The 25,073-nt window shown below is 39.0% G+C and carries 21 protein-coding genes and 1 pseudogene; 20 read left to right on the top strand and 2 right to left on the bottom strand.

Annotated elements, in window-relative coordinates; genetic code table 11:
- The first annotated feature begins 123 nt into the window (after window positions 1–123).
- From D9782_RS02700 to D9782_RS02605, 20 genes and pseudogenes are all read left to right on the top strand, one after another.
- Window positions 124–1,818: a peptide ABC transporter substrate-binding protein gene (locus D9782_RS02700; RefSeq protein WP_121604010.1), complete on the top strand. Its 1,695-nt coding sequence runs from the start codon at window positions 124–126 to the stop codon at window positions 1,816–1,818.
- A gap of 150 nt (window positions 1,819–1,968) precedes the next feature.
- Window positions 1,969–2,898 carry an oligopeptide ABC transporter permease gene (gene opp3b / locus D9782_RS02695; protein ID WP_121604009.1) on the top strand — a complete coding sequence of 310 codons (930 nt, stop codon included), beginning with the start codon at window positions 1,969–1,971 and terminating at the stop codon, window positions 2,896–2,898.
- A gap of 2 nt (window positions 2,899–2,900) precedes the next feature.
- Window positions 2,901–4,058 carry an oligopeptide ABC transporter permease gene (opp3C, locus tag D9782_RS02690; RefSeq protein ID WP_121604008.1) on the top strand — a complete coding sequence of 386 codons (1,158 nt, stop codon included), beginning with the start codon at window positions 2,901–2,903 and terminating at the stop codon, window positions 4,056–4,058.
- Window positions 4,059–4,076: 18 nt separating this feature from the next.
- Window positions 4,077–5,132, top strand: a complete 1,056-nt coding sequence (locus tag D9782_RS02685; RefSeq protein WP_121604007.1) for an ABC transporter ATP-binding protein — start codon at window positions 4,077–4,079, stop codon at window positions 5,130–5,132.
- Window positions 5,129–6,058 carry an ABC transporter ATP-binding protein gene (locus tag D9782_RS02680; RefSeq protein ID WP_121604006.1) on the top strand — a complete coding sequence of 310 codons (930 nt, stop codon included), beginning with the start codon at window positions 5,129–5,131 and terminating at the stop codon, window positions 6,056–6,058. The genes D9782_RS02685 and D9782_RS02680 overlap by 4 nt, the downstream gene beginning before the upstream one ends.
- Window positions 6,059–6,315: 257 nt before the next feature.
- Window positions 6,316–7,314 carry a TAXI family TRAP transporter solute-binding subunit gene (locus D9782_RS02675; RefSeq protein ID WP_121604005.1) on the top strand — a complete coding sequence of 333 codons (999 nt, stop codon included), beginning with the start codon at window positions 6,316–6,318 and terminating at the stop codon, window positions 7,312–7,314.
- A 130-nt stretch (window positions 7,315–7,444) separates the two neighbouring features.
- A complete protein-coding gene (locus tag D9782_RS02670; RefSeq protein WP_121604004.1) occupies window positions 7,445–7,978 on the top strand; it encodes a DUF1850 domain-containing protein in 534 nt (177 codons plus the stop codon).
- Window positions 7,971–9,971: a TRAP transporter permease gene (locus D9782_RS02665; protein WP_026682263.1), complete on the top strand. Its 2,001-nt coding sequence runs from the start codon at window positions 7,971–7,973 to the stop codon at window positions 9,969–9,971. The genes D9782_RS02670 and D9782_RS02665 overlap by 8 nt, the downstream gene beginning before the upstream one ends.
- A gap of 728 nt (window positions 9,972–10,699) precedes the next feature.
- Window positions 10,700–10,915 (top strand): hypothetical protein, encoded by a 216-nt coding sequence (locus D9782_RS02660; RefSeq protein ID WP_121603973.1) that lies wholly within the window; start codon window positions 10,700–10,702, stop codon window positions 10,913–10,915.
- A 483-nt stretch (window positions 10,916–11,398) separates the two neighbouring features.
- Complete coding sequence (locus tag D9782_RS02655; RefSeq protein ID WP_034679422.1) at window positions 11,399–13,063, top strand: peptide ABC transporter substrate-binding protein; 1,665 nt, start codon at window positions 11,399–11,401, stop codon at window positions 13,061–13,063.
- 134 nt (window positions 13,064–13,197) lie between these two features.
- Window positions 13,198–14,121, top strand: a pseudogene (gene opp3b, locus D9782_RS02650) (oligopeptide ABC transporter permease); the annotation flags it as partial.
- Between the two features lie 6 nt (window positions 14,122–14,127).
- On the top strand, window positions 14,128–15,285 hold the full coding sequence (gene opp3C / locus D9782_RS02645; protein ID WP_121605799.1) for an oligopeptide ABC transporter permease: 1,158 nt from the start codon (window positions 14,128–14,130) through the stop codon (window positions 15,283–15,285).
- 18 nt (window positions 15,286–15,303) lie between these two features.
- Window positions 15,304–16,356, top strand: coding sequence for an ABC transporter ATP-binding protein (locus tag D9782_RS02640; RefSeq protein WP_121604003.1), 1,053 nt, complete (start codon window positions 15,304–15,306; stop codon window positions 16,354–16,356).
- Window positions 16,356–17,288 carry an ABC transporter ATP-binding protein gene (locus D9782_RS02635; protein WP_121604002.1) on the top strand — a complete coding sequence of 311 codons (933 nt, stop codon included), beginning with the start codon at window positions 16,356–16,358 and terminating at the stop codon, window positions 17,286–17,288. The genes D9782_RS02640 and D9782_RS02635 overlap by 1 nt, the downstream gene beginning before the upstream one ends.
- A 442-nt stretch (window positions 17,289–17,730) precedes the next feature.
- Window positions 17,731–18,903 (top strand): alanine racemase, encoded by a 1,173-nt coding sequence (locus D9782_RS02630; protein WP_121604001.1) that lies wholly within the window; start codon window positions 17,731–17,733, stop codon window positions 18,901–18,903.
- Window positions 18,903–20,231, top strand: coding sequence for a D-arabinono-1,4-lactone oxidase (locus D9782_RS02625; RefSeq protein ID WP_121605798.1), 1,329 nt, complete (start codon window positions 18,903–18,905; stop codon window positions 20,229–20,231). The genes D9782_RS02630 and D9782_RS02625 overlap by 1 nt, the downstream gene beginning before the upstream one ends.
- A gap of 93 nt (window positions 20,232–20,324) precedes the next feature.
- Window positions 20,325–20,756, top strand: coding sequence for a hypothetical protein (locus D9782_RS02620; protein ID WP_121604000.1), 432 nt, complete (start codon window positions 20,325–20,327; stop codon window positions 20,754–20,756).
- A 65-nt stretch (window positions 20,757–20,821) separates the two neighbouring features.
- On the top strand, window positions 20,822–21,451 hold the full coding sequence (locus tag D9782_RS02615; protein WP_121603999.1) for a lysozyme family protein: 630 nt from the start codon (window positions 20,822–20,824) through the stop codon (window positions 21,449–21,451).
- Window positions 21,452–21,605: 154 nt separating this feature from the next.
- A complete protein-coding gene (locus tag D9782_RS02610; RefSeq protein ID WP_121603998.1) occupies window positions 21,606–21,986 on the top strand; it encodes a RidA family protein in 381 nt (126 codons plus the stop codon).
- Window positions 21,987–21,998: 12 nt separating this feature from the next.
- Window positions 21,999–23,168, top strand: a complete 1,170-nt coding sequence (locus D9782_RS02605; protein WP_121603997.1) for an iron-containing alcohol dehydrogenase — start codon at window positions 21,999–22,001, stop codon at window positions 23,166–23,168.
- A 68-nt stretch (window positions 23,169–23,236) separates the two neighbouring features.
- Here the strand turns inward: D9782_RS02605 and D9782_RS02600 are convergent, their stop codons facing one another.
- Together D9782_RS02600 and D9782_RS02595 are read right to left on the bottom strand one after the other, a co-directional pair.
- On the bottom strand, window positions 23,237–23,482 hold the full coding sequence (locus D9782_RS02600) for a YuzB family protein (protein ID WP_026682256.1): 246 nt from the start codon (window positions 23,480–23,482) through the stop codon (window positions 23,237–23,239).
- Window positions 23,483–23,645: 163 nt separating this feature from the next.
- The gene (locus D9782_RS02595) at window positions 23,646–24,899 is read right to left on the bottom strand and encodes an MFS transporter (RefSeq protein WP_121603996.1); all 1,254 of its coding nucleotides are present in this window, start codon (window positions 24,897–24,899) and stop codon (window positions 23,646–23,648) included.
- Between the last annotated feature and the right edge of the window lie 174 nt (window positions 24,900–25,073).

Raw genomic sequence — 25,073 nt, 5'->3', positions numbered from 1 at the left:
TAGTTTTTACACTATTATAAAAAATGTTTTGCAAATTAGCTGGGTTGATTGTATAATTTCGTTAGTAGATTAAATCTGCGAAAAAATCAAAAAACTATTACTTTAAGGGGGTTCTTTTTAACTATGAAGTTAAAATGGTCACTATTATTGGCTCTTGGTCTATTGCTTAGTGTGTTTTTAGTAGCATGCTCAGGTGATGACGGAGATTCAGCAGAAGGCACTGGTTCTGATGATAAGAAAGAAGAAGAACCAGCAAAAGACGAAGAAAATGTAGAACAAGTACTTAATTTTATTAATGGAGATACAATTCCATCGATGGATCCATCCATGGCTACTGACGAATATGGCTTCCAGTTTCTAGGTGCAACCATGGAAGGTCTTTATCGCTTGGATGAGAACGCAGAACCAGTTGAAGGTATTGCAACAGAGCACAAAGTGAGTGAGAACGGTCTTACATGGACATTTACCTTACGTGAAGATGCAGTTTGGTCAAATGGCGATCCTGTAACTGCACATGATTTCGTTTATGCTTGGCAGCGTGCTGTAGACCCAGACACTGGCTCTGAATATGGCCCGTATATGATGGGTGGCGTTATTAAAAATGCAACAGCTGTTAACACTGGTGACGTTCCTGTAGAGGATTTAGGTGTTAAAGCGGATGGCGATTACACCCTTGTTGTAGAGCTAGAAAATCCTGTACCTTATTTTGAATCATTAACTACCTTTGGCACGTTCCTCCCGTTAAATCAAAAATTTGTTGAAGAACAAGGCGATAAGTTTGCTACAAGTACAGATACGCTATTATCTAATGGTCCTTATAAGCTAACAGATTGGGAAAGCACAAGCAGCTCATGGAATCTGGAGAAGAATGCAGATTACTGGGATGCAGAAACGGTTCAGCTAGAAAAGATGACGTATGAAGTGGTGAAGGATCCACAAACTGGTGTTGACTTATATGAAAGCGGTACAGTTGATCGTGCTGGACTATCATCTGATTTAGTTGATCAGTATTCTACACATGAAGATTATGTAGTAACACCTGAAACATCTGTCTTTTACTTGAAGATGAACCAAACGAGAAACGAAGCATTAGCAAATACAAATGTCCGTGCTGCAATTAGTCGTGCATTTGATAAGCAAGCACTAGTCGATCAAATCCTTAACAACGGATCGCTAGTAGCTAATGGTTTAATTCCTGCTAACTTTACCCCAATGCCAGGCGGTGGAGAGGATTTCCGTGAAGTTAGTGGCGACTTAGTGACATATGATGTAGAAAAGGCGAAAGAATATTGGGAAAAAGGTCTAGAAGAACTAGGAACAGACTCTGTCGAGCTTGAATTCCTTGCAGGTGATTCAGAAACGGCTAAAACGATGAATGAATACCTTGCTAATCAGCTAGAAACAAATTTACCTGGATTAAAAGTTACGTTAAAGCAGGTTCCGTTTGAGCAACGTTTAGACTTAGATACGAATATGGATTATGATATTCAATTCTCCGGCTGGGGTCCAGACTATCTTGATCCATATACCTTCCTTAACCTATGGTTAACGGATGGTGGTAATAATAAAATGGGCTACTCTAACCCTGACTATGATGCGTTATTAGAAAAAACTACTACGGAATTAGCTCAAGATAATGAAGCACGTTACCAAACCTTCCTTGAAGCAGAAAAGATGCTATTTGAAGATGCAGCAATCGCTCCTGTTTACCAAAGTGCAATGGCACAATTAGTATCACCTAAAGTTAAAGGTGTTTATGTGAATCCATTTGGACCAACATATGAATACAAATGGGCTAGCGTTGGATCAGAAGAATAATAGTAGTCTAAATTAATATGCTAAAGATTAGTAGGTTAAGAGAGTGTATGACCCTTTGGTATATACTCTCTTTTCCCCTGTCAAGAAAAAGACTTATAATAAATAACATTTACTATTTTTAGAATATTCAGCTTAATAGGAGGTGCACGAATGGTTCGTTATATACTACGACGTGTATTTTATATGGTAATTACGCTATTTATCATCGCGACCGTATCTTTCTTTTTAATGAAGATGCTACCAGGTAGTCCGTTGAAGGCAGAAGATAAACTGACCGAAGAACAAAAAGAAATCGTTCTTGAGAAATATGGCTTAAATGATCCTGTGCCAGTGCAATACATAACTTATTTGAAAGATTTAATGCAAGGGGACTTAGGTATCTCCTTTGCGTTTGATAATACACCGGTTACAAAAATACTTATGGATCGAATTGGTCCGTCGGCACAGCTAGGTGCACAATCGTTACTAGTGGGAACATTTTTAGGTATTTTATTTGGGTTAATTGCCGCGATTTCGCATAATGGTATCCTCGATTATACCTCAACCATTCTTGCTGTACTAGGTACTTCCATACCTTCGTTTGTTTTTGCCGGACTACTCCAATGGTTCCTTGCCGTGGAAACAGGCTGGTTCCCTGTCGCATTATGGGGAACGTTTGAACATACCATATTGCCAACGATCGCCTTGATGATATTTCCGATGGCAACGGCTGCTCGTTTTACGCGTACGGAAATGATCGAAGTAATGGGTTCTAATTTTATTACAACCGCACGTGCGAAGGGTGTAAGTGAATACGGAATCATCTTCAAGCATGGTATGCGTAATGCACTTATACCACTTGTGACCGTAATTGGTCCAATGGCAGTGAGTTTAATGACAGGAACGCTTGTTATTGAACAAATTTTTGCCGTACCTGGGATAGGTGAGCAGTTTGTATCATCCATTATGGTTAATGACTACCCTACAATTATGGGGACAACCCTCTTATTTGCCTTTTTATTTGTTGTCATTATTCTAGTCATCGACCTCCTCTATGTATTAATTGATCCGAGAATTAGACTGACAGGAGGGAAGAGCTAAAAATGGATAACAAAAAAAACGAGCAACAAGTACCAAAAGAATTATTAATACCAATTGAAAGAAAAGAAGATACAAGTGAAAAAATAACGAGTCCAAGCAGAACTTTTATGCAGGACGCTCGCCGAACCTTCTTCAAAAATAAATTGGCGATTTTTTGTGTTATTATTCTAGGCTTGATTAGTTTATTTAGTATTATCGGACCAGGTATGAATGAGCATGGCTTAGATGATCAAGATTTGTCACGTGCTAAAATGCCACCACACGTACCCGTTTTAGAAAATATTTCATGGCTTGGCTTTAACGGTACATTAAAAGATGAATTTAAGGGTAACGATGTAGAACATGCAACGCAAAATGCAATTCAAAGATACAATAATGATAAAGATTTTATTGATATAAAGGTATTGTCCGAAGGAGATGGCAGTAAGGATTCTGCAGAGGTAAAAGCTACTTATCATATTTACGAAGCCAAGGATATGTCTGATCAATATTTCTGGCTCGGCACCGACACGCTTGGTCGAGATCAATGGACAAGGATTTGGTTAGGTACGCGTGTTTCCTTAATTATCGCATTAGTTGCGGCGGCGATTGACCTCGTAATTGGTGTCGCATATGGTGGTATTTCCGCATATTATGGCGGTAAAGTGGATAATGTGATGCAGCGAATTATTGAAATTCTTGTCGGTATACCAAATCTCGTCGTCATTGTCTTAATGATTCTCGTATTACAGCCGGGAATGCTCTCGATCATTATCGCTCTGACGATAACAGGCTGGATTGGAATGGCCCGGATCGTCCGTGGTGAAGTGCTAAAGTTGAAAAGTCAGGAATTTGTGCTTGCTGCACGAACGCTAGGTACGCCAAATAGCTCGATCATTCGCAGGCATTTAGTACCAAATATTAGTGGGATTATTATCATTAATACGATGTTTACGATTCCAGGGGCGATTTTCTTTGAAGCATTCTTAAGCTTTATTGGATTAGGGATGGTTCCGCCAGAGGCGTCTCTTGGGACATTGATTAATACTGGATTTGAGAACCTGAGATTGTACCCATATTTACTCGTGTTCCCAGCTATATTAATATCCGTAATTATGATTGCATTCAACTTAATTGGAGATGGATTACGTGATGCGTTTGATCCGAAAATGCATAAATAAGAAGGTAGGTGTTTCTAAATGAGTAAATTGTTAGAAGTAAAGGATTTGAGCGTTTCATTTAACACCTACAACGGTGAAGTACAAGCTGTTCGAGGTGTGAACTTTGATTTGAAAAAGGGGGAGACATTAGCGATTGTTGGTGAATCTGGCTCAGGAAAGTCGGTAACATCGATGGCGCTAATGCAGCTCTTACCTAAGCCGCACGGCTTTGTCAAATCAGGGGAGATTTTGTTTGAAGGTGAGGATTTGGTTAACAAATCTACGAAAGAGATGCAAAAACTCCGTGGTAAAGATATTTCGATGGTATTCCAAGATCCGATGACATCGTTAAATCCGACGATGAAGGTAGGGAACCAAATCATTGAAGGTTTAATTAAGCATCAGAATATGTCTAAACAGGATGCGAAGAAAAAAGCGATGGAATTACTGGAATTGGTCGGTATACCTAATCCAGAAGTACGGATTAACCAATATCCTCACCAGTTCTCTGGCGGAATGCGCCAGCGCGTGGTCGTAGCGATATCGCTTGCCTGTAATCCAAAGATTCTCATTGCCGATGAGCCAACAACGGCATTAGATGTGACGATACAAGCACAGATTTTAGAGCTGATGAAGGATATTCAAAAGGAAACGGATAGTGCAATTATTTTTATCACGCACGACCTTGGTGTTGTAGCTAACGTTGCAGACCGAGTGGCGGTGATGTACGCTGGAAAAATTGTCGAAATCGGGACAACAGATGATATTTTCTATAATCCGAAGCACCCATACACATGGGGGCTACTAGGTTCGATGCCAACGCTGGACAGTGATGAAGAGGAATTATTTGCGATTCCTGGAAGTCCACCGGATATGCTGAATCCTCCAAAGGGCGATGCCTTTGCCCCACGTAATGAATTTGCATTGGAAATTGACACCGTCATGGAGCCGCCGATGTTTAAGGTATCTGATACACACTATGCAGCGACATGGCTACTCCATGAGGACGCACCGAAAATCGAGCCGCCAGCATCGGTAAAACGGAGAATGCAGGGATTTGCGAATACCGGTAATAAAGGTGGTGACCGACGATGACGGAAAAATTATTACAGGTGAAGGATTTGAAAAAACATTTCAAAGCAGGTAGAAAAAAGATCATTACAGCCGTTGACGGAATCACTTTCGATATTTATAAAGGGGAGACCTTTGGATTAGTAGGCGAATCTGGCTGTGGAAAGTCGACAACGGGAAGAACAATCATTCGTTTATATGAGGCCACAAGTGGTCAAGTACTGTTTAATAACGAGGATGTACATGGGAAGAAGTCGAAGAAGGATCTGCTTAAATTTAATCGAAAAATGCAGATGATTTTTCAGGATCCATCCTCATCGTTAAATCCGCGTATGACAGTTATGGATATTATAGCGGAAGGCTTGGATGTCCATCATCTCGTAAATAACGAGGCAGAACGGAAGGCGAGAGTAGAAGAATTACTACAGGTGGTAGGCTTGAATAAAGAGCATGCGAGCCGCTTTCCTCATGAGTTTAGTGGTGGGCAGCGTCAACGGATTGGTATCGCGCGAGCACTTGCCGTAGAGCCAGAATTAATTATTGCCGATGAGCCCATTTCGGCACTGGATGTTTCTATTCAAGCACAGGTTGTCAATCTATTGAAAAAGCTACAGCGTGATCAAGGGCTAACATATCTGTTTATTGCCCATGATTTATCGATGGTAAAATATATTAGTGATCGAATTGGCGTTATGTATTTTGGGAATATGGTAGAGCTAGCAGACAGTGAAGAGCTCTATAATAATCCGATTCATCCATATACGAAATCATTGTTATCCGCTATTCCACTGCCAGATCCGAATTATGAACGGTCTCGTCAACGAACGAATTATGACCCAACAATCCATGATGTTAGCGAAGATCCTGAATTTAGGGAAATAAAACCTGGCCATTGGGTGCGCTGTACGACAAAAGAATTGGAGCGATACAAAAAGGAATTAGGAGTGTAATGACAGGAAAATCCTTGCTGCCAGCGTGTGTTAGCAAGGATTTTTATCCTCTATATACTGCCAGTTATATGCGGGATAAAAACGTTCGTCATGTGGCAAATAATACCTGCATGAATAGTGAAATCCTACGCAACAATTGAACTCGCTTACATGTGGAAAAGTAATTGAAATTGGTTCTGTTAGGAATAGTTTGACAATATCATGAAAATAAATGTAAAATATATTCACATGTTAACGATGTATAAGGGGGAGTTTGTATGAAAAATAAAAACCTTATGGTTTCTATTGCTATGCTACTAGTATTAGCTCTATTTCTAGCGGCATGTGGTGGTAATGAAGAAGGCAAAAATGGTGATGGTGGATCAGATGGTGGAGACAAACCTAAGTTTCTAAGCATGCTTACAGGTGGAACAAGCGGTACCTATTACCCGCTTGGTGGAGAAATGGCAAAGATTATTGATGATGAAACAGGTATACAAACAGATGCACCATCTTCCAATGCTTCTGCTGATAATGTAATGGCATTAAGTAACGAAGAAGCAGATCTAGCATTCGTTCAGACAGATGTTGTAGCAAATGCTATTGAAGGAATCAATTCTTTTGAAGGTAAAGCTGTAGATAATGTTCAGGCGATTGGTTCGCTATATCCAGAGACTATTCAAATCGTAACAACAAAAGATTCCGGAATTGCATCTGTAGAAGATCTAGCTGGGCAAACGGTTTCCGTTGGTGCACCAGGGTCTGGTACGTATGTAAATGCAGAACAAATCCTAGAAGTACATGGTATGACAATGGATGATATTGATGCGCAAAACCTTGATTTTGGAGAGTCTACTGGTGGTATCCAAGACGGTAATATTGATGCCGCGTTTATCACAGCGGGTACGCCAACAGGAGCTGTTGAAGGATTATCAGCAACGGTTGATGTAGGAATTGTTCCAATTGCTAAAGATAAGGTTCAGGCATTAGTTGAAGAGTATCCATATTATGCTGAAGATACAGTTAAAGCAGGTACGTATAATATTGAAGAAGATGTAACAACAGTAGCAGTATTGGCAATGCTTGCTGTAAGAGATAGTTTATCTGAAGAGGTAGTATACGATATTACGAAAGCAATATACGAAAACACGGATAAAATTTCTCATGCAAAAGGTGAATTTATTACGAAGGAATCTGCGTTAGATGGTATTGGAATTGATCTGCATCCAGGTGCAAAGAAATATTTTGAAGAAGAAGGTATTTCTGCTTCAAAATAAGTTTTACAATAAATAACTTGGTGGCCGGCTGTAATCCTGCATGAATGTAGGAATTTGCTGCCGGTCAACCCATGTTTAGAAGCGTTTACATCTTCTTATACAAATCTCAACGGTTTCTAGGTGAATATTCATGAAGTTTTTTAAGAAAAAGAGAATGATAGCTATTCTGGTTCTTCTACTATTAATTACTCTACTTGCTTTATGTGTTCCTTTCCGAACAGCCCTAGTATTTTATGAAGAAAATACAAAGCAAATTGATGCGTTCCTTCCTATAGAAGAAGGCGCCCCCTTCCAATTAATTTTCAAACATTCTATTCATTTAACGGATGTTGTGGAAAAATATGTTGTACTAGATAATCAGAATATGAAGCAAAATGAAATTGTATATGAAGAATTTGGAATTGGTATGCCATCTAATGCTCAAGAAGGTGAAGAATTCACGTATGAGGATGGAAAATACCATATTAAAAGGCTGGATAATATTTTTCCTAACATTAAATTAAGAAACGGCAAAACCGTTTCTGAAAATCGACTTGTTTGGGGCGAGAACGCAGAGCATCAAATCTACCTAAATAAATACTTTGAGCCAGGCTCTTGGTTTACTTTAAAAATAGAAAATTTAACACTATGGGAATACTTGAAAGGAGTGAGGATCGTTGAGTGACTCAAAAGATCAATTAACCGAAAAACAGCAAGAGGAATTGTTACAGAAATATGATTCTGAATCGAATACGAGAAAGCTTGCTGGTACAGCGGCTGCTATCGTTTTTATCGGATTATTAGCATTTTCTTTATTTCAGCTTTATACAGGAGCCTTTGGCCAATACACTGCTTACATTCAGCGTACGGTCCATTTAGGTTTTGCACTATCCCTAATTTTTCTATTGTTTCCAGCAAGAAAAAAGGGGAACAAGAAGAAGGTTGCTTGGTATGATTATTTGCTTGTATTATTGTCCATTATCGTTTGTGGCTACTGGCCAGTTTTCTATGAGACGTTAGTACAGCAAATTGGAAGTATTACACAGGTGCAGATGTTTATTGGTGGAGCAGCGATATTACTTGTTCTGGAAGCTACTCGACGAGCAGTAGGGCTTCCAATAACCATTATTGCAATTATCTTTTTGGTATACGCATTATTCGGCCCGTATATGCCAGGCATGCTTGCACATAGAGGGCTGAGTCTACAACAGTTAATTGATTCAATGTTTTTTACAACGCAAGGTATTTTAGGTACGCCTTTACAGGTATCGTCAACTTATATCTTTTTATTCCTATTATTTGGTGCATTTTTAGTACAAACTGGGGTAGGAAATTACTTTAATGATTTGGCAATTTCACTTGCGGGTCGTCGAACAGGTGGACCAGCAAAGGTTGCCATCTTTTCAAGTGCCTTGAATGGTACTATTTCAGGAAGCTCTGTTGCTAATACTGTTACAACTGGGTCTTATACCATACCGATGATGAAAAAGCTCGGTTATAAACCAAATTTCGCTGGTGCCGTTGAGGCGGCTTCCTCTACTGGTGGTCAAATTATGCCACCAATTATGGGAGCTGCAGCGTTTTTAATGATAGAGTTTGCTGGAGTGGGTTATTGGGAAATTGCGAAGGCGGCTACGATACCAGCTATTTTATACTTTTCTGGTATTTGGATAATGACGCATCTAGAGGCAAAGCGTACCGGCTTACACGGCTTGCCAAAGGACCAGATCCCGCCTAAAAAGGAAGTTTTCAAAAAGATTCATTTATTGCTTCCGATTATAGCTATTGTCTGGTTACTATTTAAAGGGTTTAGTATTGAACGAACAGCGTTACTAGGAATAGGTATTACGATCTTGGTTAGTATGTTTAGAAAAGATACACGGATTAATCTATCAAAATTTATAACGGCGTTAACCTCTGGAGCAAGAACGGCACTAGGTGTGGCAGCTGCAACTGCTTGCGCTGGTATTATTGTCGGTGTCGTAACAAAAACAGGTCTTGGGCTGAAATTGGGAAATAGTCTTGTAAGTATGGCAGGCTCTCTTGCAAGCTCTGCTGATATGCAGTTACTGCTTACACTGTTTTTCACAATGGTTGCTTCCATTATATTGGGGATGGGATCACCAACTACAGCTAACTATATCATTACATCAACGATTGCTTTACCAGCTATATTAGCATTGAATGATCAACTTGAAGTTGCCATACCAGTACTTGCAGGTCATATGTTTGTGTTTTATTTTGGAATTGTTGCTGATATTACACCTCCAGTAGCACTTGCCGCATTTGCAGCGACGGGAATATCTGGCGGTGAACCAATACGAACAGGGGTGAATGCTGCGAAATTGGCAGTAGCAGCATTTATCATTCCATATATGTTCGTTCTACAACCACAGCTGTTAATGATTGATACGACCGTACTAAGTATTATTTGGATTCTCTTTACGGCTATTACGGGCATGATTGCAATTGGTGCTGGTTTAATTGGATTTTGGTATCTTAAGCTAAATTGGCTCGTCCGAATTATTTCCGTGGTAGTAGGTTTAATGCTCATTTATCCAGAAGGCAATACAGATATTTATGGGCTTATTGCATTTATCATTATGATTGCTGTTCAATTTATGATGAATCGCTCCCAAGGGCAAACAGAGCTGATGCAGCAAGCAAGTGAACAATAAAGTGAAACTTCAATCCGTGGGAGATTTTGTTTATCCCCCCACGGATTCGAAGTACCACAAGGGTATGACCTAAAGGCCCTAGAAACAATCGGACATTTACTGGCAGTTTATCCCCACTCACCAATATTGGTTTCACTTGATTGCTTGGAGTGTGGTCTTACTGCAAGTTATATGCGGGATAAAAAAATTACATGATTCAAGAGATAGGTTGTCGTAATATTTCGGCAGCCTATTTTTTGTTGTCTAGGAAACTATAAAATTAGCCCATCTGAATAAAAATGGGCATGTTGAGCCGCGTCCAGATCCAGCGCCCAGAAAACGGAGGCGACCTCACGAATCGCTCTAAGCTAAAGCATCATCGGCTAGCAAGCACACCATGATTCCTTTAACTCCGTTGACTTGCTCCAGTCGCTACGTTTTTATTCGGGCGCTTCCGCTTTTGTCTAAGTTAAGAAAGTATAAAATCAGTGCAATGACTGCGTTAAGCCAAGTAGTTATTTTGAAATGTTTGATGTATATTAGCAATGCTCCGACTAATTACTTCGCTTTCCGCGGGCACGGCCTCAACTAACTTTGCAAAGAAGAACACGTTGCAAAGTGGATTTTCGGCTCGCGCTAATCCCGCAGGAGTCTACGTAATTAGTCTCCGCTATGAGAAGGTGCAACAATTCTTTTCATAAGTAATAGGTTGGCTTTTTTTACAATGGGTAAAGTGAAAATCGTTATCCGTGAGTATAAAAGCAGCTGTGTTACTTCATGCTAGCGTTGTAGAGCCTGATAATAGCGAAGGGCGGCCACTTCAACTCCTGTGGGAAATGTTTGACCTGAAGATCCACTTTTTTGAGCGGGTTTTGCTAAAAAAGTTAGCTGAAGGACAAACCCCACGGAAAGGGAAGTGGGCAGCCGGAGTGGTGGTCAAGCAAGCAGTAGCTATTATTCCATAATAGCTACTAGAGGAAGCGTAAATCTGAGCATTTAGTGATAAGGAATGAGCGAATTTTGCTCAGTTTTTTCTTAATTTTAGTAGCTTTTTTGATTTTTATAACACTTCTAGATGAATCGGATTTCAATAAGGATATTAAAAAATGAAAATTAATTCAGTTACCTATTTTTAAATAGTTCTTAAAACGTCATTCTTTTGACTGAAAATTACTTGTATTTTAAACCAAATATCCTAAAATTTTGAATATGAAAACTTTGTAGAAAAATGACGAAAACATGCATGAAATCAGGATTAAACGACATTTTAGTAATAACGAAGTCTTATAAATTAAGAAATGTAGGAATAATTAAAATAAACTGTTTTAGGTAAAAAGCCTTTTCAAACTTGTCTAAAAGTTATATAATTTTTAACTGTAACCGAATTCTTAGTAGCGAAAAATACTAAAATATTCAGAAAAAAGGGACATCTAAGGGAGGATATTAGTATGAAGAAATGGTCATTATTGGTTGCACTTGGTATCGTACTAAGTGTTTTTTTAGCAGCCTGCGGTGGCGATGACAATAGTACTGAAGGATCAAAAAGTAAAGATTCTGGTACAAGTGAAAGTAGTGGCGATAATACACTTAATCTATTACAAAGTGGAACAATCTCTACAATGGATTCTTCCATGGCAACAGATGAGTTCTCTTTCCAGTTCTTAGGTTCTACTATGGAAGGACTATATCGCTTAGATAAAAATGGCGAACCTACAGAAGGTATCGCAAAAGAACATAAAGTAAGTGACGATGGTCTAACTTGGACTTTTACACTACGTGAAGATGCTAAATGGGAAAATGGGGACCCAGTTACTGCAAATGACTTTGTTTATGCATGGCAACGTGCGGTTAACCCTGAAACTGGTTCAGAGTATGGTCCTTACATGATGAGCGGTGTTATTAAAAACGCTGAAGCCGTTAGTAGTGGAGATGCTGCTGTAGACGAGTTAGGAGTTACTGCTAAAGATGATTATACATTAGTAGTTGAGCTTGAAAACCCAACTCCATATTTTGAATCACTCACAACGTTCGGTACGTTCTTACCATTAAATGAAAAGTTCGTTGAAGAACAAGGTGATAAATATGCTACAAGTTCTGAGACAGTATTATCAAACGGTCCATTTGTATTGAAAAATTGGACTAGCACAAGCAGTTCTTGGGATCTAGAAAAGAATGAAAGTTACTGGGATGCGGATACAGTACAACTAGATAAATTGACATATGAGGTTGTTAAAGACCCACAAACAGCAGTGGACCTATATGAAAAAGGTACAGTAGATCGTGCTGACTTATCTTCAGATTTGGTTGACCAATATGCTACACACGAAGATTACAATGTTTCTCCTGAAATGTCAGTATGGTATCTAAAATTTAATGAAACAAGAAATGAAGCTTTAGCTAATACAAATATTCGTGCTGCACTAAGTAGAGCATTCGATAAGCAATCATTAGTTGATGTTATTCTTAACAATGGTTCTGTCGTTGCAAATGGTTTAATTCCCGAAAACTTTGTTCAAATGCCAGAAGGTGAAAAAGACTTCCGCGAAGTAAGTGGAGATCATATTACGTATGATCCAGAAGCAGCAAAAGAATACTGGAAAAAAGGTCTAAAAGAATTAGGTAAAGATTCCATTGAGCTTGAATTCCTATCTGGTGATACAGAAACGGCTAAAACAATGAATGAATATCTTGTTAATCAACTAGAGTCAAATCTAGATGGCCTAAAAATCAACCTAAAGCAAGTACCTGGTGAACAACGTTTAGACCTAGACACAAAAATGGATTATGACATCCAACTGTCTGGTTGGGGACCAGATTACCTTGACCCATACACATATATGAGCCTTTGGGTGACAGACGGTGGAAACAATAAAATGGGATATTCAAATAAAGAATATGACAAATTAGTAGAAGAAACGACAACTGAATTAGCTACTAATAATACTGCTCGCTACGAGAATTTCTTGGAAGCAGAAAAGATTTTATTTGAAGATGCTGCAATAGCACCTGTTTATCAACGTGCTAAAGCACAATTAGTATCTCCTAAGATGCATGGCGTATACATGAACGCATTTGGTCCAACATATGAGTACAAATGGGCAAGTGTAGAATAAGCGCACATCATTTTAAGTTAAGATAGAAATTTTAAAGAGAGAGTAGGCACTGCATGATGCATACTCTCTTTTTCCCCTTATATTGATATATTCTCATAATATTGAACATTAGCTTAATTTTAGGAGGTGCAAGCATGTTACGCTACATTTTACGTCGCGTCATGTATATGGCAATTACACTGTTTATTATTGCTACCGTGTCATTCTTTCTGATGAAAATGTTGCCTGGTAGTCCGCTTAATGCAGAGGATAAATTGAGTGAAGAACAAAAAGCCATTGTATTAGAAAAATACGGCTTGAATGACCCGGTTCCCGTTCAATACGTAAATTATATGAAAGGTCTTGTACAGGGAGATCTAGGTATTTCCTTTGCGTTTGATAATACACCTGTAACGAATATTTTAATGGATCGAATAGGCCCATCTGCACAGTTGGGAGCGCAATCATTATTAGTAGGAACAATTCTAGGAATTTTATTCGGTTTAATAGCTGCAATATCGCACAATGGATTTCTTGACTATAGTTCGACAATATTAGCAGTACTCGGGACATCTATTCCATCCTTCGTATTTGCTGGACTACTCCAATGGTTCCTTGCCGTGGAAACAGGCTGGTTCCCTGTCGCATTATGGGGAACGTTTGAACATACCATATTACCAACGATCGCCTTGATGATATTCCCGATGGCAACGGCTGCTCGTTTTACGCGTACGGAAATGATCGAAGTAATGGGTTCTAACTTTATTACAACGGCACGTGCAAAGGGTGTCAGCGAAGTCGGCATTATCTTTAAACACGGCTTGCGTAATGCACTTATTCCACTTGTGACCGTGATTGGTCCAATGGCAGTGAGTTTAATGACAGGAACGCTTGTTATTGAAAAAATATTCGCTGTGCCAGGAATAGGAGAACAATTTGTTACATCGGTTATGGTTAATGATTATCCAGTAATTATGGGAACGACAATACTTTTCGCATTTTTATTTGTAGTAATCATCTTAATCATCGACCTCCTATATGTATTAATTGACCCTAGAATCAGGCTTACAGGGGGGAAAGCTAATATGGAGAAAGATCATCAAAAAAATCAGGTCCCAAAAGAATTACTAGTACCTATAAAAGATAAAGAGAATGATAGTGAAAAAATATCAGGCCCTAGTCGAACATTTATGCAAGATGCTAGACGAACCTTCTTCAAAAATAAAATGGCAATGTTTTGTGTTATTCTGCTGGCTGTGATTGTTGTATTTAGTATCATCGGACCGGGTATGAATGAGCATGGTTTAGATGATCAAGACTTATCACGAGCCAAAATGCCTCCGCATGCCCCCGTTTTAGAAAATATTTCATGGTTAGGTTTTGATGGGACATTAAAGGATGAATTCAAAGGTGATAATGTTGAACAAGCTACACAAAAGGCTATATCCCGTTATGATAACCAAGAAGAATTTATTGATATAAAGGTGCTGTCTGAAGGGGATGGCAGCAATAATTCTGCAGAAGTAAAAGCTACTTATCATGTTTATGAAGCCAAGGATATGTCCGATCAATATTTCTGGCTAGGCACCGACACGCTTGGTCGGGATCAATGGACAAGATTATGGTTAGGTACACGAGTTTCCTTAATTATCGCATTAGTTGCGGCGGCGATTGATCTCGTAATTGGTGTCGCATATGGTGGTATTTCCGCATATTATGGCGGAAGAGTCGACAATGTGATGCAACGAATACTAGAAATATTAGTCGGAATTCCGAATCTTGTTGTTATTCTATTAATGATTCTCGTATTACAGCCAGGTATTATATCGATTATTATCGCTCTGACGATAACGGGTTGGATTGGAATGGCCCGGATCGTCCGTGGTGAAGTGTTGAAGCTGAAAAATCAGGAATTTGTGCTTGCTGCACGAACGTTGGGCACAACGAATGGAAAAATTATTCGGAAGCATCTAGTACCAAATATTAGTGGGATTATTATCATTAATACGATGTTTACGATACCTAGTGCCATCTTTTTTGAAGCATTTCTAAGCTTTATTGGATTAGGGATGGTTCCGCCGGATGCATCTCTAGGTACGCTAATAAATACTGGATTCGACAATATCAGACAATATCCATATCTATTAGTCTACCCAGCAGTACTGATTTCAGTCATTATGATTGCATTTAACTTAATTGGAGATGGATTACGTGATGCGTTTGATCCGAAAATGCATAAATAAGAAGGTAGGTGTTTCTAAATGAGTAATTTGTTAGAAGTAAAGGATTTGAGCGTTTCATTTAACACCTACAACGGTGAAGTACAAGCTGTTCGAGGTGTGAACTTTGATTTGAAAAAGGGGGAGACATTAGCGATTGTTGGTGAATCTGGCTCGGGAAAGTCGGTAACATCGATGGCGTTAATGCAGCTCTTACCTAAGCCACACGGCTTTGTCAAATCAGGGGAGATTTTGTTTGAAGGTGAGGATTTGGTTAACAAATCTACGAAAGAGATGCAAAAACTCCGTGGTAAAGATATTTCGATGGTATTCCAAGATCCGATGACATCGTTAAATCCGACGATGAAGGTAGGGAACCAAATCATTGAAGGTTTAATTAAGCATCAGAATATGTCTAAACAGGATGCGAAGAAAAAAGCGATGGAATTACTGGAATTGGTCGGTATACCTAATCCAGAAGTACGGATTAACCAATATCCTCACCAGTTCTCTGGCGGAATGCGCCAGCGCGTGGTCGTAGCGATATCGCTTGCCTGTAATCCAAAGATTCTCATTGCCGATGAGCCAACAACGGCATTAGATGTGACGATACAAGCACAGATTTTAGAGCTGATGAAGGATATTCAAAAGGAAACGGATAGTGCAATTATTTTTATTACGCACGACCTTGGTGTTGTAGCTAATATTGCAGACCGAGTGGCGGTGATGTACGCTGGAAAAATTGTCGAAATTGGGACAACAGATGATATTTTTTATAATCCGAAGCACCCATACACATGGGGGCTACTAGGTTCGATGCCAACGCTGGACAGTGATGAAGAGGAATTATTTGCGATTCCTGGAAGTCCACCGGATATGCTGAATCCTCCAAAGGGCGATGCCTTTGCCCCACGTAATGAATTTGCATTAGAAATTGACACCGTCATGGAGCCGCCGATGTTTAAGGTATCTGACACACACTATGCAGCGACATGGCTACTCCATGAGGACGCACCGAAAATCGAGCCGCCAGCATCGGTAAAACGGAGAATGCAGGGATTTGCGAGTACGGCTAGTAAGGACGGTGAAGCTTGATGGAGCAAGAAAAATTACTAGAAGTAAAAAACCTAAAGAAACATTTTAGAGCTGGGCGGAAGAAAATCATTACGGCTGTCGATGGTATCTCTTTCGATATTTATAAAGGGGAGACCTTTGGATTAGTAGGCGAATCTGGCTGTGGAAAGTCGACAACGGGAAGAACAATCATTCGTTTATATGAGGCCACAAGTGGTCAAGTACTGTTTAATAACGAGGATGTACATGGGAAGAAGTCGAAGAAGGATCTGCTTAAATTTAATCGAAAAATGCAGATGATTTTTCAGGATCCATCCTCATCGTTAAATCCGCGTATGACAGTCATGGATATTATAGCGGAAGGCTTGGATGTCCATCATCTCGTAAATAACGAGGCAGAACGGAAGGCGAGAGTAGAAGAATTACTACAGGTGGTAGGGCTGAATAAAGAGCATGCGAGCCGCTTTCCTCATGAGTTTAGTGGTGGGCAGCGTCAACGGATTGGTATCGCGCGAGCACTTGCCGTAGAGCCAGAATTAATTATTGCCGATGAGCCCATTTCGGCACTGGATGTTTCTATTCAAGCACAGGTTGTCAATCTATTGAAAAAGCTACAGCGTGATCAAGGGCTAACGTATCTGTTTATTGCCCATGATTTATCGATGGTAAAATATATTAGTGATCGAATTGGCGTTATGTATTTTGGGAATATGGTGGAGCTAGCAGACAGTGAAGAGCTCTATAATAATCCGATTCATCCATATACGAAATCATTGTTATCCGCTATTCCACTGCCAGATCCGAATTATGAACGAGGTCGTCAGCGTACAGCATATGATCCATCCGTTCATGATAAAAGTGAAGAACCAGAGTTTCGTGAAGTGAAACCTGGACATTGGGTGCGCTGTACGACAAAAGAATTAGAGCAGTATAGGAAAGATTTAGGGCTATAAATATTTGGAAGAAAAGCCTTTTATATAATAAGCTATGTGAAAGCAGTGCTGTTTGGTGGCTGCTTACGAAAAGGGAGTATATTCCATTGATATGACAGTTTTTGGAGATAGTCCGATATAGGAATTCTGCTATCAATTGATAGCAGAATTTTTTTGGTTTTTGTCTAGAAAATTACATATGGATGAATATGGGCGTGTTGAGTCGCGTCCAGCTCCAGCGCCCAGAAACTAGGCGACTTCACGAATCGTACTAATCTAAGTCATCACCGAATCGCTAGTACACCGTTCACTCCAGTCGCTTGGTTTCTAATCGGGCGCTTGCGCTTTTTATTCTTCCAGATAATGTGGGTTTTATCCCTGGATTACTGCCAAAGTTGTTAGTTTATTATTAGCTTGCACTTTAGTTTTCATTAAAGGATACTAGAATAAAGGTGGTGATGTCATGTTCACAAAAGAGCTACTCGAGCGGGAGCCACATCCTGGTTTGGTGCTTGATCTAGCTGCGTTAGATAAAAACTGCGATATAATTTCTGAAAAGTCAAATAACAAAAAGGTGAGGATTGCTACGAAATCGATCCGTTCGATTCCAGTCATCGAGAGAATATTAGCGAATAGTTCCGTATTTCAAGGATTAATGTGTTTTAGTCCAAAAGAAGCATTATTTCTGTATGAATATGGTTTTCGTGATATTTTACTAGGCTATCCGGTTTGGGATGCTTCCCTGCTTGCAAAAATTGCAAAGATTAATAAATCGGGTGGGAAAATTATTTGTATGGTAGATCAGCGTGAACAGATTGTGTTTTTACAATCCATTGCTAAACAGTATGATGGACTCATTTATACCTGTCTTGATATCGATATGAGTACTAATTTCTTTGGCTTTCATTTTGGCGTCCGTCGTTCGCCATTACGTGATGTAACGAGTGTAATAGAGATAGCACATGTTATTTCCAAACAATCCCATCTAAAGTTGACTGGTGTAATGGGTTATGAAGCGCAGCTTGCTGGTGTGCCTGATCAACTACCCAAGCAATGGGTATTGAACAAAGCTGTAACAGTATTAAAGAAAAAATCAGTGGCAAAGATAGCCGATAGAAGAAAGGCGATAATCAATGCTTTAACAAATGAAGGATTCTCTCTTGAAATTGTCAATGGGGGTGGGACAGGTAGTTTGGTAACAACTTCTAACGAAAGAGTTGTAACAGAGGTAACCGTTGGATCTGGTTTTTATGCACCATTGTTATTTGATTATTATAAGCAGCCGATCGGAACGAATCCTTCTCTTTTCTTTACATTACCGATTGTACGGCAACCTGAACAACAAATCTATACTTGTTTAGGAGGGGGATATGTGGCTTCCGGAAGCCCAGGGGTGGATAAGTTACCGCAACCAGTTTTTCCTGAGGGTAGCAAACTCATTTCGGTCGAGGGTACGGGTGAGGTGCAGACACCTGTGTTTATTCCAGTACCAATGCATTTAGGGGATTATGTTGTTTTTCGTGCTGCTAAAGCTGGTGAAATATGTGAACGATTTACGAATATAGCTTGTATAACAAATGGAAAAGTTGTGGACCATTATAAAACATATCGTGGAGAAGGGATGTGCTTCTTTTAATGAAGGAAACTAGAGAATGGAAAAATTGGTCTGAAACTGCTCATTGTAAGCCTAGAGAAGTGTTATTTCCAACATCAGCAGAAGAGGTATGTGACTATGTAAATATGGCAAGAAAGGAACAACGGCGGATACGAGTTGTTGGAGCAGGGCATTCATTTACCGAAATTGCTGTCAGTGAAGATTACTTAATGTCATTAGACCATTTAACTGGAGTGACGCATTTAGATAAGGAATTGAACACGGCTACTATCCTTGCAGGTACACGCCTTCATGAATTGTCAAAGCAATTAGCAGCTGAGGGCTATTCTCAGGAAAACTTAGGAGATATTAACGTGCAGAGTATCGCAGGAGCAATATCTACAGGTACACATGGCACCGGAATTAAATTTGGTAATTTAGCTACACAGGTGTTGAGCTTCACGCTTGTAACTGCAAAAGGAGAAACTCTAACTATAGCAAAAGAGCAAGATGAAACGTTATTTCATGCAGGGGTCATTTCCTTAGGTTTGTTGGGTGTTATCGTAGAAATTACCATCAGCGTGATACCTGCACCTACTTACAAACTTACGAGCAGTAAATATAAGTTTAGAGACTTATTAGAACAATTACCTACATTAATAGAGCAAAATCGTCATTTTGAATGCTTTTTATTTCCTTACTCTGATCTCGTCCAAATAAAGACAATGAACCTCTCAGAACAAGCTCCCCAGTCCTTACGAAAGCATCGAATGGAAGCATTAATAGTAGAGAATCACCTATTTAAGCTTCTATCAGAAACCGTTAGACTATTCCCTTCCACAAGTCGATCGATCAGTCGATTATCAGCAAAGGCAATTGGTTCATCAACTATTCATGGAAAAAGCTTTGATTTATTTGCAACGGAACGACGAGTGCGATTTCGTGAAATGGAGTACAGTATTCCTCTAGAAAACGTAAAAGTAGCTCTAATTGCGATACGTGAAAAAATAGAAACTGCCAGATATCAGGTTCATTTTCCAATTGAGGTAAGAATGGTCAAACAAGATCAGTTTTGGCTCAGTCCTGCTTATAAGCGTAATTCTGCATATATCGCTTTTCATATGTATAAGGGGATGCCCTATGAGAATTATTTCGGTGATATGGAAAAGCTACTTCAAAATTATCAAGGGAGACCACATTGGGGGAAAATGCATAAGCTGAATCTCTCAAAATTGAAGGCGCTTTACCCGAAGTTGGATGAATTTCTAAATATTAGAAAGCAGCTAGATCCTACTGGTCTTTTTTTAAATGATTATGTTGTCGATTTATTTGCGTTGCAAGCAATGGGCGATGAAGCTAGTATCTTTTGATCTAGTAATAGATTTGTTAATATAACTAAAGTAAGGTAATCTAGGAATAGAGTTTTTGATCAAGCATGTAATGGGATAAAGGAGAAGCTGGAGATGAAATTATCAAAGCTTGCCGTAATAGGTCTTGTAGCTGGTGTTATGCTTGGTGGAATATTAAAACTGATACAAATTACAACCTCTAAGCAAGTTTATACACTCTTATTAAATATAGATTACATTCCTATTATAAAGGAATGGACTCTAAATGAGCTAGAAGAGTTTTCCCTGCATCTAATCGTATCTATTATTCTCGTTCCAATCTTATATGTTGTGTTGAACAAGTTTGGTCGACAAAATCAACTGATAGCTTATGTAATATCTGGTAGCATTATTGGATTGCTATTATATACAACAACAATAATGTCGTCCCGTACCCCTGATATAACGGATGGGATGGCATTTTTCTACTGGATGATCAGTCATATGATGTTTGGAGCAATTGCTGGAGCATTTGTGATTTTAGGAAAGAAAAACAGTAAAGAATGAAGGATGTTCGACAATGAAGGTAAGATATAGTTATTTAAAGATCGTATATAAAGGAATAGATGCATATGAAACGCAATAAGAAAATAAAAACAGCTATAAAACGAACCATCTTCCTAGCTTTTCTACTGTTTTCCCTATTTATTGGAATTTCGCTATTAGCTTATCAAGAACAGGCAGAAAATTCATCACCTACTTCCTCCTCTCCGATCATTAGTGAGGAAGTTAAAGCGTATCGGCCAGTTGTTGAAAAATATGCGAAACAGTATGATGTGTCGCAACATATTGATACATTATTAGCAATGATGATGCAGGAATCTGGCGGAAGAGGAGATGACCCTATGCAATCATCCGAAAGCTATTGTGGTGAACGTGGGTGTATCCAAGATCCACAGCTCTCTATTAAACAGGGAGTCTATTATTTTTCACAAACATTAAAAGAGGCAAACGGAGATTTGCTTGTAGCAGTTCAATCCTATAATTTTGGAAAAGGGTTTATTAACTATATGAAGAAGCATTCCGATCAATTTTCTCAAGAAGCTGCCATCATATTTTCTCAGGAAATGTATGCAAATGATCCGGATAAGGAGAAGTACCGATGTCTTCGCGATGGAGCCGAAGAATTAGGAGCTTGCTATGGAGATATTTATTATGTGAAATCAGTTATGGCATATAAAGACAAATTAGCAGAAGAGTAGAATCGAACATGTTATGATGATAAAGTAAAACTTCAATTAGTTAGTGGTTTGTTTATCCCCTACTTATCCATATTGGCTTCACTTTATTGCTTAAAGTGGGAGTATTACTGCCAGTTATATGCGGGGTGAAAAGAAATAAAAGGAGGAATGTAACATGGTGAAGGCGATTCATACCGAACAAGCACCAGCTGCACTAGGACCGTATTCGCAAGCAATTGAAGCAGGTGATTTCCTTTATGTGTCTGGACAAATAGGAATTGACCCGATCAGCGGCAACGTTGTTAATGGAATTGAGGGTCAAACAAAACAAGTTTTAGAAAATATTAAAGCAATTTTACAGGAAGCAGGCACGGATTTTTCTAAAGCAGTAAAATTTACGATTTACTTAAAATCGATGACAGACTTTGCAATAATCAACGAGATTTACGGTAGTTACCTTACAGAACCCTATCCTGCAAGAGCTACGATTGAGGTAAGTAAATTACCTAAAGATGTACTCGTTGAAATGGATGTTATTGTATATACGAAAGCATAGGAGGTTAAAACAGTGGAGAACTTCACATACCATAATCCGACAAAATTAATCTTTGGAAAAGGCCAATTGGATAAACTTCCTGAAGAGATACAGCCGTATGGAAAAAAGGTACTTATCGTTTATGGCGGCGGAAGTATAAAGCGTAACGGCATTTATGATAATGTTTTAACTAAGCTAAATGAGTTTCACGCAGAAGTATATGAATTAGCAGGGGTAGAACCTAATCCGCGAATCTCTACTGTACGTAAAGGGGTAGCGATTTGTAAAAAAGAAGGCATCGATTTTCTTTTAGCTATTGGGGGCGGAAGTACGATTGATTGTACTAAAGCAATTGCTGCAGGTGCAAAAACAGATGTAGATATGTGGGACATTGTGACGAAGAAGGAGCAAGCGCTTGATGCACTTCCATTCGGTACCATCCTAACCTTAGCAGCTACCGGTTCTGAAATGAATCGTGGTTCTGTTATTACCAATTGGGAAACGAATGAAAAGCATGGGTGGGGTTCTCCATATACAAATCCAAGATTTTCCATCCTTGATCCAACGCACACGTTCTCAGTTCCGAGAAATCAAACCATTTACGGTATCGTAGATATGATGTCACATGTGTTGGAACATTATTTCCACCAAACAGGGAATACGCCAATACAAGACCGTTTCTGCGAATCTATCTTACTTACGGTAATGGAAACAGCACCAAAGCTATTAAATGATTTAACGAATTATGAGTTCCGTGAGACGATCATGTTAAGCGGTACATTAGCATTGAATGATATGCTAAGCATGGGGTTTCGAGGTGACTGGGCAACACATAACCTAGAGCACGCAGTATCCGCAGTACATGACATCCCTCATGGTGGTGGGTTAGCAATATTATTCCCTAATTGGATGAAGCATGTACTGGACGAAACAAACGAAGCGCGTTTTAAACAACTAGCTATTCGTGTGTTTGCGGTAGACCCTACAGATAAAACAGATCGTGACATCGCCTTAGAGGGGATTGAAAGGTTACGCGCTTTTTGGAGTGGAATTGGTGCGCCTTCTAGCCTAGCCGATTATTCGATTGATGCAAGCTCTGTAGAAGAAATGGCTGAGAAAACAGTCATTGCTAAGCCCAGATACGGCAACTTTAAGGAATTAACCAAACAAGATTCGATTGAAATTTTCCAAGCAAGTCTTTAAGTAGTTAATTATAACAAATAATGACATATTTCCCGGGAAATGATTAAATAAAAAGAAGAACTGGCTGCTTATTCATACACAGCCAGTTCTTCTTTTATTACTGCTCTAATTTTGTCTAAACACTCTTCAGGTGTGTTTCCGAAAATGCGTTTATTGTTCACGAGTGCATAAGGTTTAACTCTACAAAGCCCGCAAAAAGATAAACATTCATTCATGAGTACAGCTACCTCAGGAAATTCCTTCTCAAGAATCTCTTCTATATTAATGGAAGTGATTGCATTTCCGTCACAGACCTCTACTACGACTATTCCCACTGCTATCACTTTCTTTCTATTTGATACTAGTCCCTTCAAAGGAAGGGACTCTGTTAGTTTTAGCATATTCTAACAGATAAATCAATTTCTTTAGCCTAACATGGGATTAGGAGCACAGATTGTGCTAATTCTAACTTCGCATATACTTACGAAATTTATTTCGTTATGATCTGTGTGTAGACAGTGAATGGGAATCATTTTGGCTATACTCATATTTAAACCAGCATACAAGCATGATAACACCGCTCAGAAGTAATAATGCACTTGTTACCACGAAGACTGCAGAAAAACCAAAAAACCCTGCCAGAGCACCCCCAAGTGCTGGCCCGATAATATTCCCCAAAAAACGGAGGCTTGTGTTATAACCAAGTACTTCTCCTTGCATAGAAAGGGGAGCTTTTTGGCGAATATACGCGATACGTAAAGGGATAATCCCACCGATGGATATTCCAAGTAAAAACCTTAATATTACGAGTTGCCAAATCGACGTAACAAAGGCACCGGGAAGATATACAATGCCTGCCATAAATAACAGAAAGATAAGAACCTTTATATATCCAATTTTGTCACCAATTTTACCCCATTTTCTAGTCATTAATAAATTTCCAAGTCCAGCTGCTGAAAAGGCGATACCAGCAAACAATGCTATGTTTTCTGGGCCATGTATATCTGCAACAAATAATGATAAGATCGGTTGAATGCTAAAATGCGCGATTTGTACTAACGTTGAAATTAGTATAACAACAAGTAACACGGGTTGATTCACGATGTGTTGGATAACCTGTTTTCTTGTGTATGTGCGGTAATCATTCGCGTCATCCGAAAGCTTTGTTTTTACTTCTTTAACACCGAGTAAAACGATGATGCCAGAAATGAAAACAGTAACAGAAACCCACTTAAACGTGTTGGCATAACCAAAAGTATCAGCAAGTGTTCCGCCAAGTAAAGGTCCCATAAGCGTTCCGGTAATGCTTCCTGTTTGCAGCGTACCTAATACTCTTCCGGCAATATGTTTTGGAGTCTGTGTGGAAATAAAGGCTTGTGACATCGGAATAAATCCAGTTGCTACTCCCATAAATAAACGGAGTAAAAATAGCTGCCATACGGAAGTGGCAAATCCCATTAATAAAATGGAGATACCAATTCCAACCGCGGAGAAAATTAAAATCTTCTTTCTACCATATTTGTCTCCAATCCTGCCCCAAATCGGAGAAAAAATAAATGCCGTTACAAAGGTTATTGCAAATATCCATCCTGACCAATTCTGTACATATGAATCTGAGAAATTACCCATTGTTTCAATATATAAAGAAATAAATGGAAGTACCATTGTCATACTTCCGGCAATAAAAAAGTTAGCAAACCACATGATTGCTAAGTTTCGCTTTACTATAGGATGATTATCAATGATGGTCATGCCCTTCTTTCCTAATTATTTCGTTACCCTAAATATATAGGAGATGCTACATAAAGAAAAATAATTTGCTTACTAGTTAAGTCTTCATTAATATATGACTAAAATCTATATAGTAGTTGTAGACGTATTATCTACATCGCAAGCCTTATTTTTTATAAGAATGATACCCATATT

It is taken from the genome of Virgibacillus sp. Bac332, from assembly GCF_003667785.1.
Lineage (GTDB): Bacteria > Bacillota > Bacilli > Bacillales > Amphibacillaceae > Virgibacillus > Virgibacillus salarius.
The sequence above is the reverse complement of the archived record's forward strand: the minus strand, read 5'-3'. Positions and strand labels throughout refer to the sequence as shown.

What these genes read in the sequence shown, in the direction of transcription:
- D9782_RS02670 (WP_121604004.1), top strand. Translation starts at nt 7,445, where the DNA reads ATGAAGTTTTTTAAGAAAAAGAGAATGATAGCTATTCTGGTTCTTCTA.
- D9782_RS02685 (WP_121604007.1), top strand. Translation starts at nt 4,077, where the DNA reads ATGAGTAAATTGTTAGAAGTAAAGGATTTGAGCGTTTCATTTAACACC.
- D9782_RS02640 (WP_121604003.1), top strand. Translation starts at nt 15,304, where the DNA reads ATGAGTAATTTGTTAGAAGTAAAGGATTTGAGCGTTTCATTTAACACC.
- opp3C (WP_121604008.1), top strand. Translation starts at nt 2,901, where the DNA reads ATGGATAACAAAAAAAACGAGCAACAAGTACCAAAAGAATTATTAATA.
- D9782_RS02630 (WP_121604001.1), top strand. Translation starts at nt 17,731, where the DNA reads ATGTTCACAAAAGAGCTACTCGAGCGGGAGCCACATCCTGGTTTGGTG.
- D9782_RS02655 (WP_034679422.1), top strand. Translation starts at nt 11,399, where the DNA reads ATGAAGAAATGGTCATTATTGGTTGCACTTGGTATCGTACTAAGTGTT.
- D9782_RS02615 (WP_121603999.1), top strand. Translation starts at nt 20,822, where the DNA reads ATGAAACGCAATAAGAAAATAAAAACAGCTATAAAACGAACCATCTTC.
- D9782_RS02625 (WP_121605798.1), top strand. Translation starts at nt 18,903, where the DNA reads ATGAAGGAAACTAGAGAATGGAAAAATTGGTCTGAAACTGCTCATTGT.
- D9782_RS02675 (WP_121604005.1), top strand. Translation starts at nt 6,316, where the DNA reads ATGAAAAATAAAAACCTTATGGTTTCTATTGCTATGCTACTAGTATTA.
- D9782_RS02610 (WP_121603998.1), top strand. Translation starts at nt 21,606, where the DNA reads ATGGTGAAGGCGATTCATACCGAACAAGCACCAGCTGCACTAGGACCG.
- opp3C (WP_121605799.1), top strand. Translation starts at nt 14,128, where the DNA reads ATGGAGAAAGATCATCAAAAAAATCAGGTCCCAAAAGAATTACTAGTA.
- opp3b (WP_121604009.1), top strand. Translation starts at nt 1,969, where the DNA reads ATGGTTCGTTATATACTACGACGTGTATTTTATATGGTAATTACGCTA.
- D9782_RS02595 (WP_121603996.1), bottom strand. Translation starts at nt 24,899, where the DNA reads ATGACCATCATTGATAATCATCCTATAGTAAAGCGAAACTTAGCAATC.
- D9782_RS02635 (WP_121604002.1), top strand. Translation starts at nt 16,356, where the DNA reads ATGGAGCAAGAAAAATTACTAGAAGTAAAAAACCTAAAGAAACATTTT.
- D9782_RS02700 (WP_121604010.1), top strand. Translation starts at nt 124, where the DNA reads ATGAAGTTAAAATGGTCACTATTATTGGCTCTTGGTCTATTGCTTAGT.
- D9782_RS02620 (WP_121604000.1), top strand. Translation starts at nt 20,325, where the DNA reads ATGAAATTATCAAAGCTTGCCGTAATAGGTCTTGTAGCTGGTGTTATG.
- D9782_RS02680 (WP_121604006.1), top strand. Translation starts at nt 5,129, where the DNA reads ATGACGGAAAAATTATTACAGGTGAAGGATTTGAAAAAACATTTCAAA.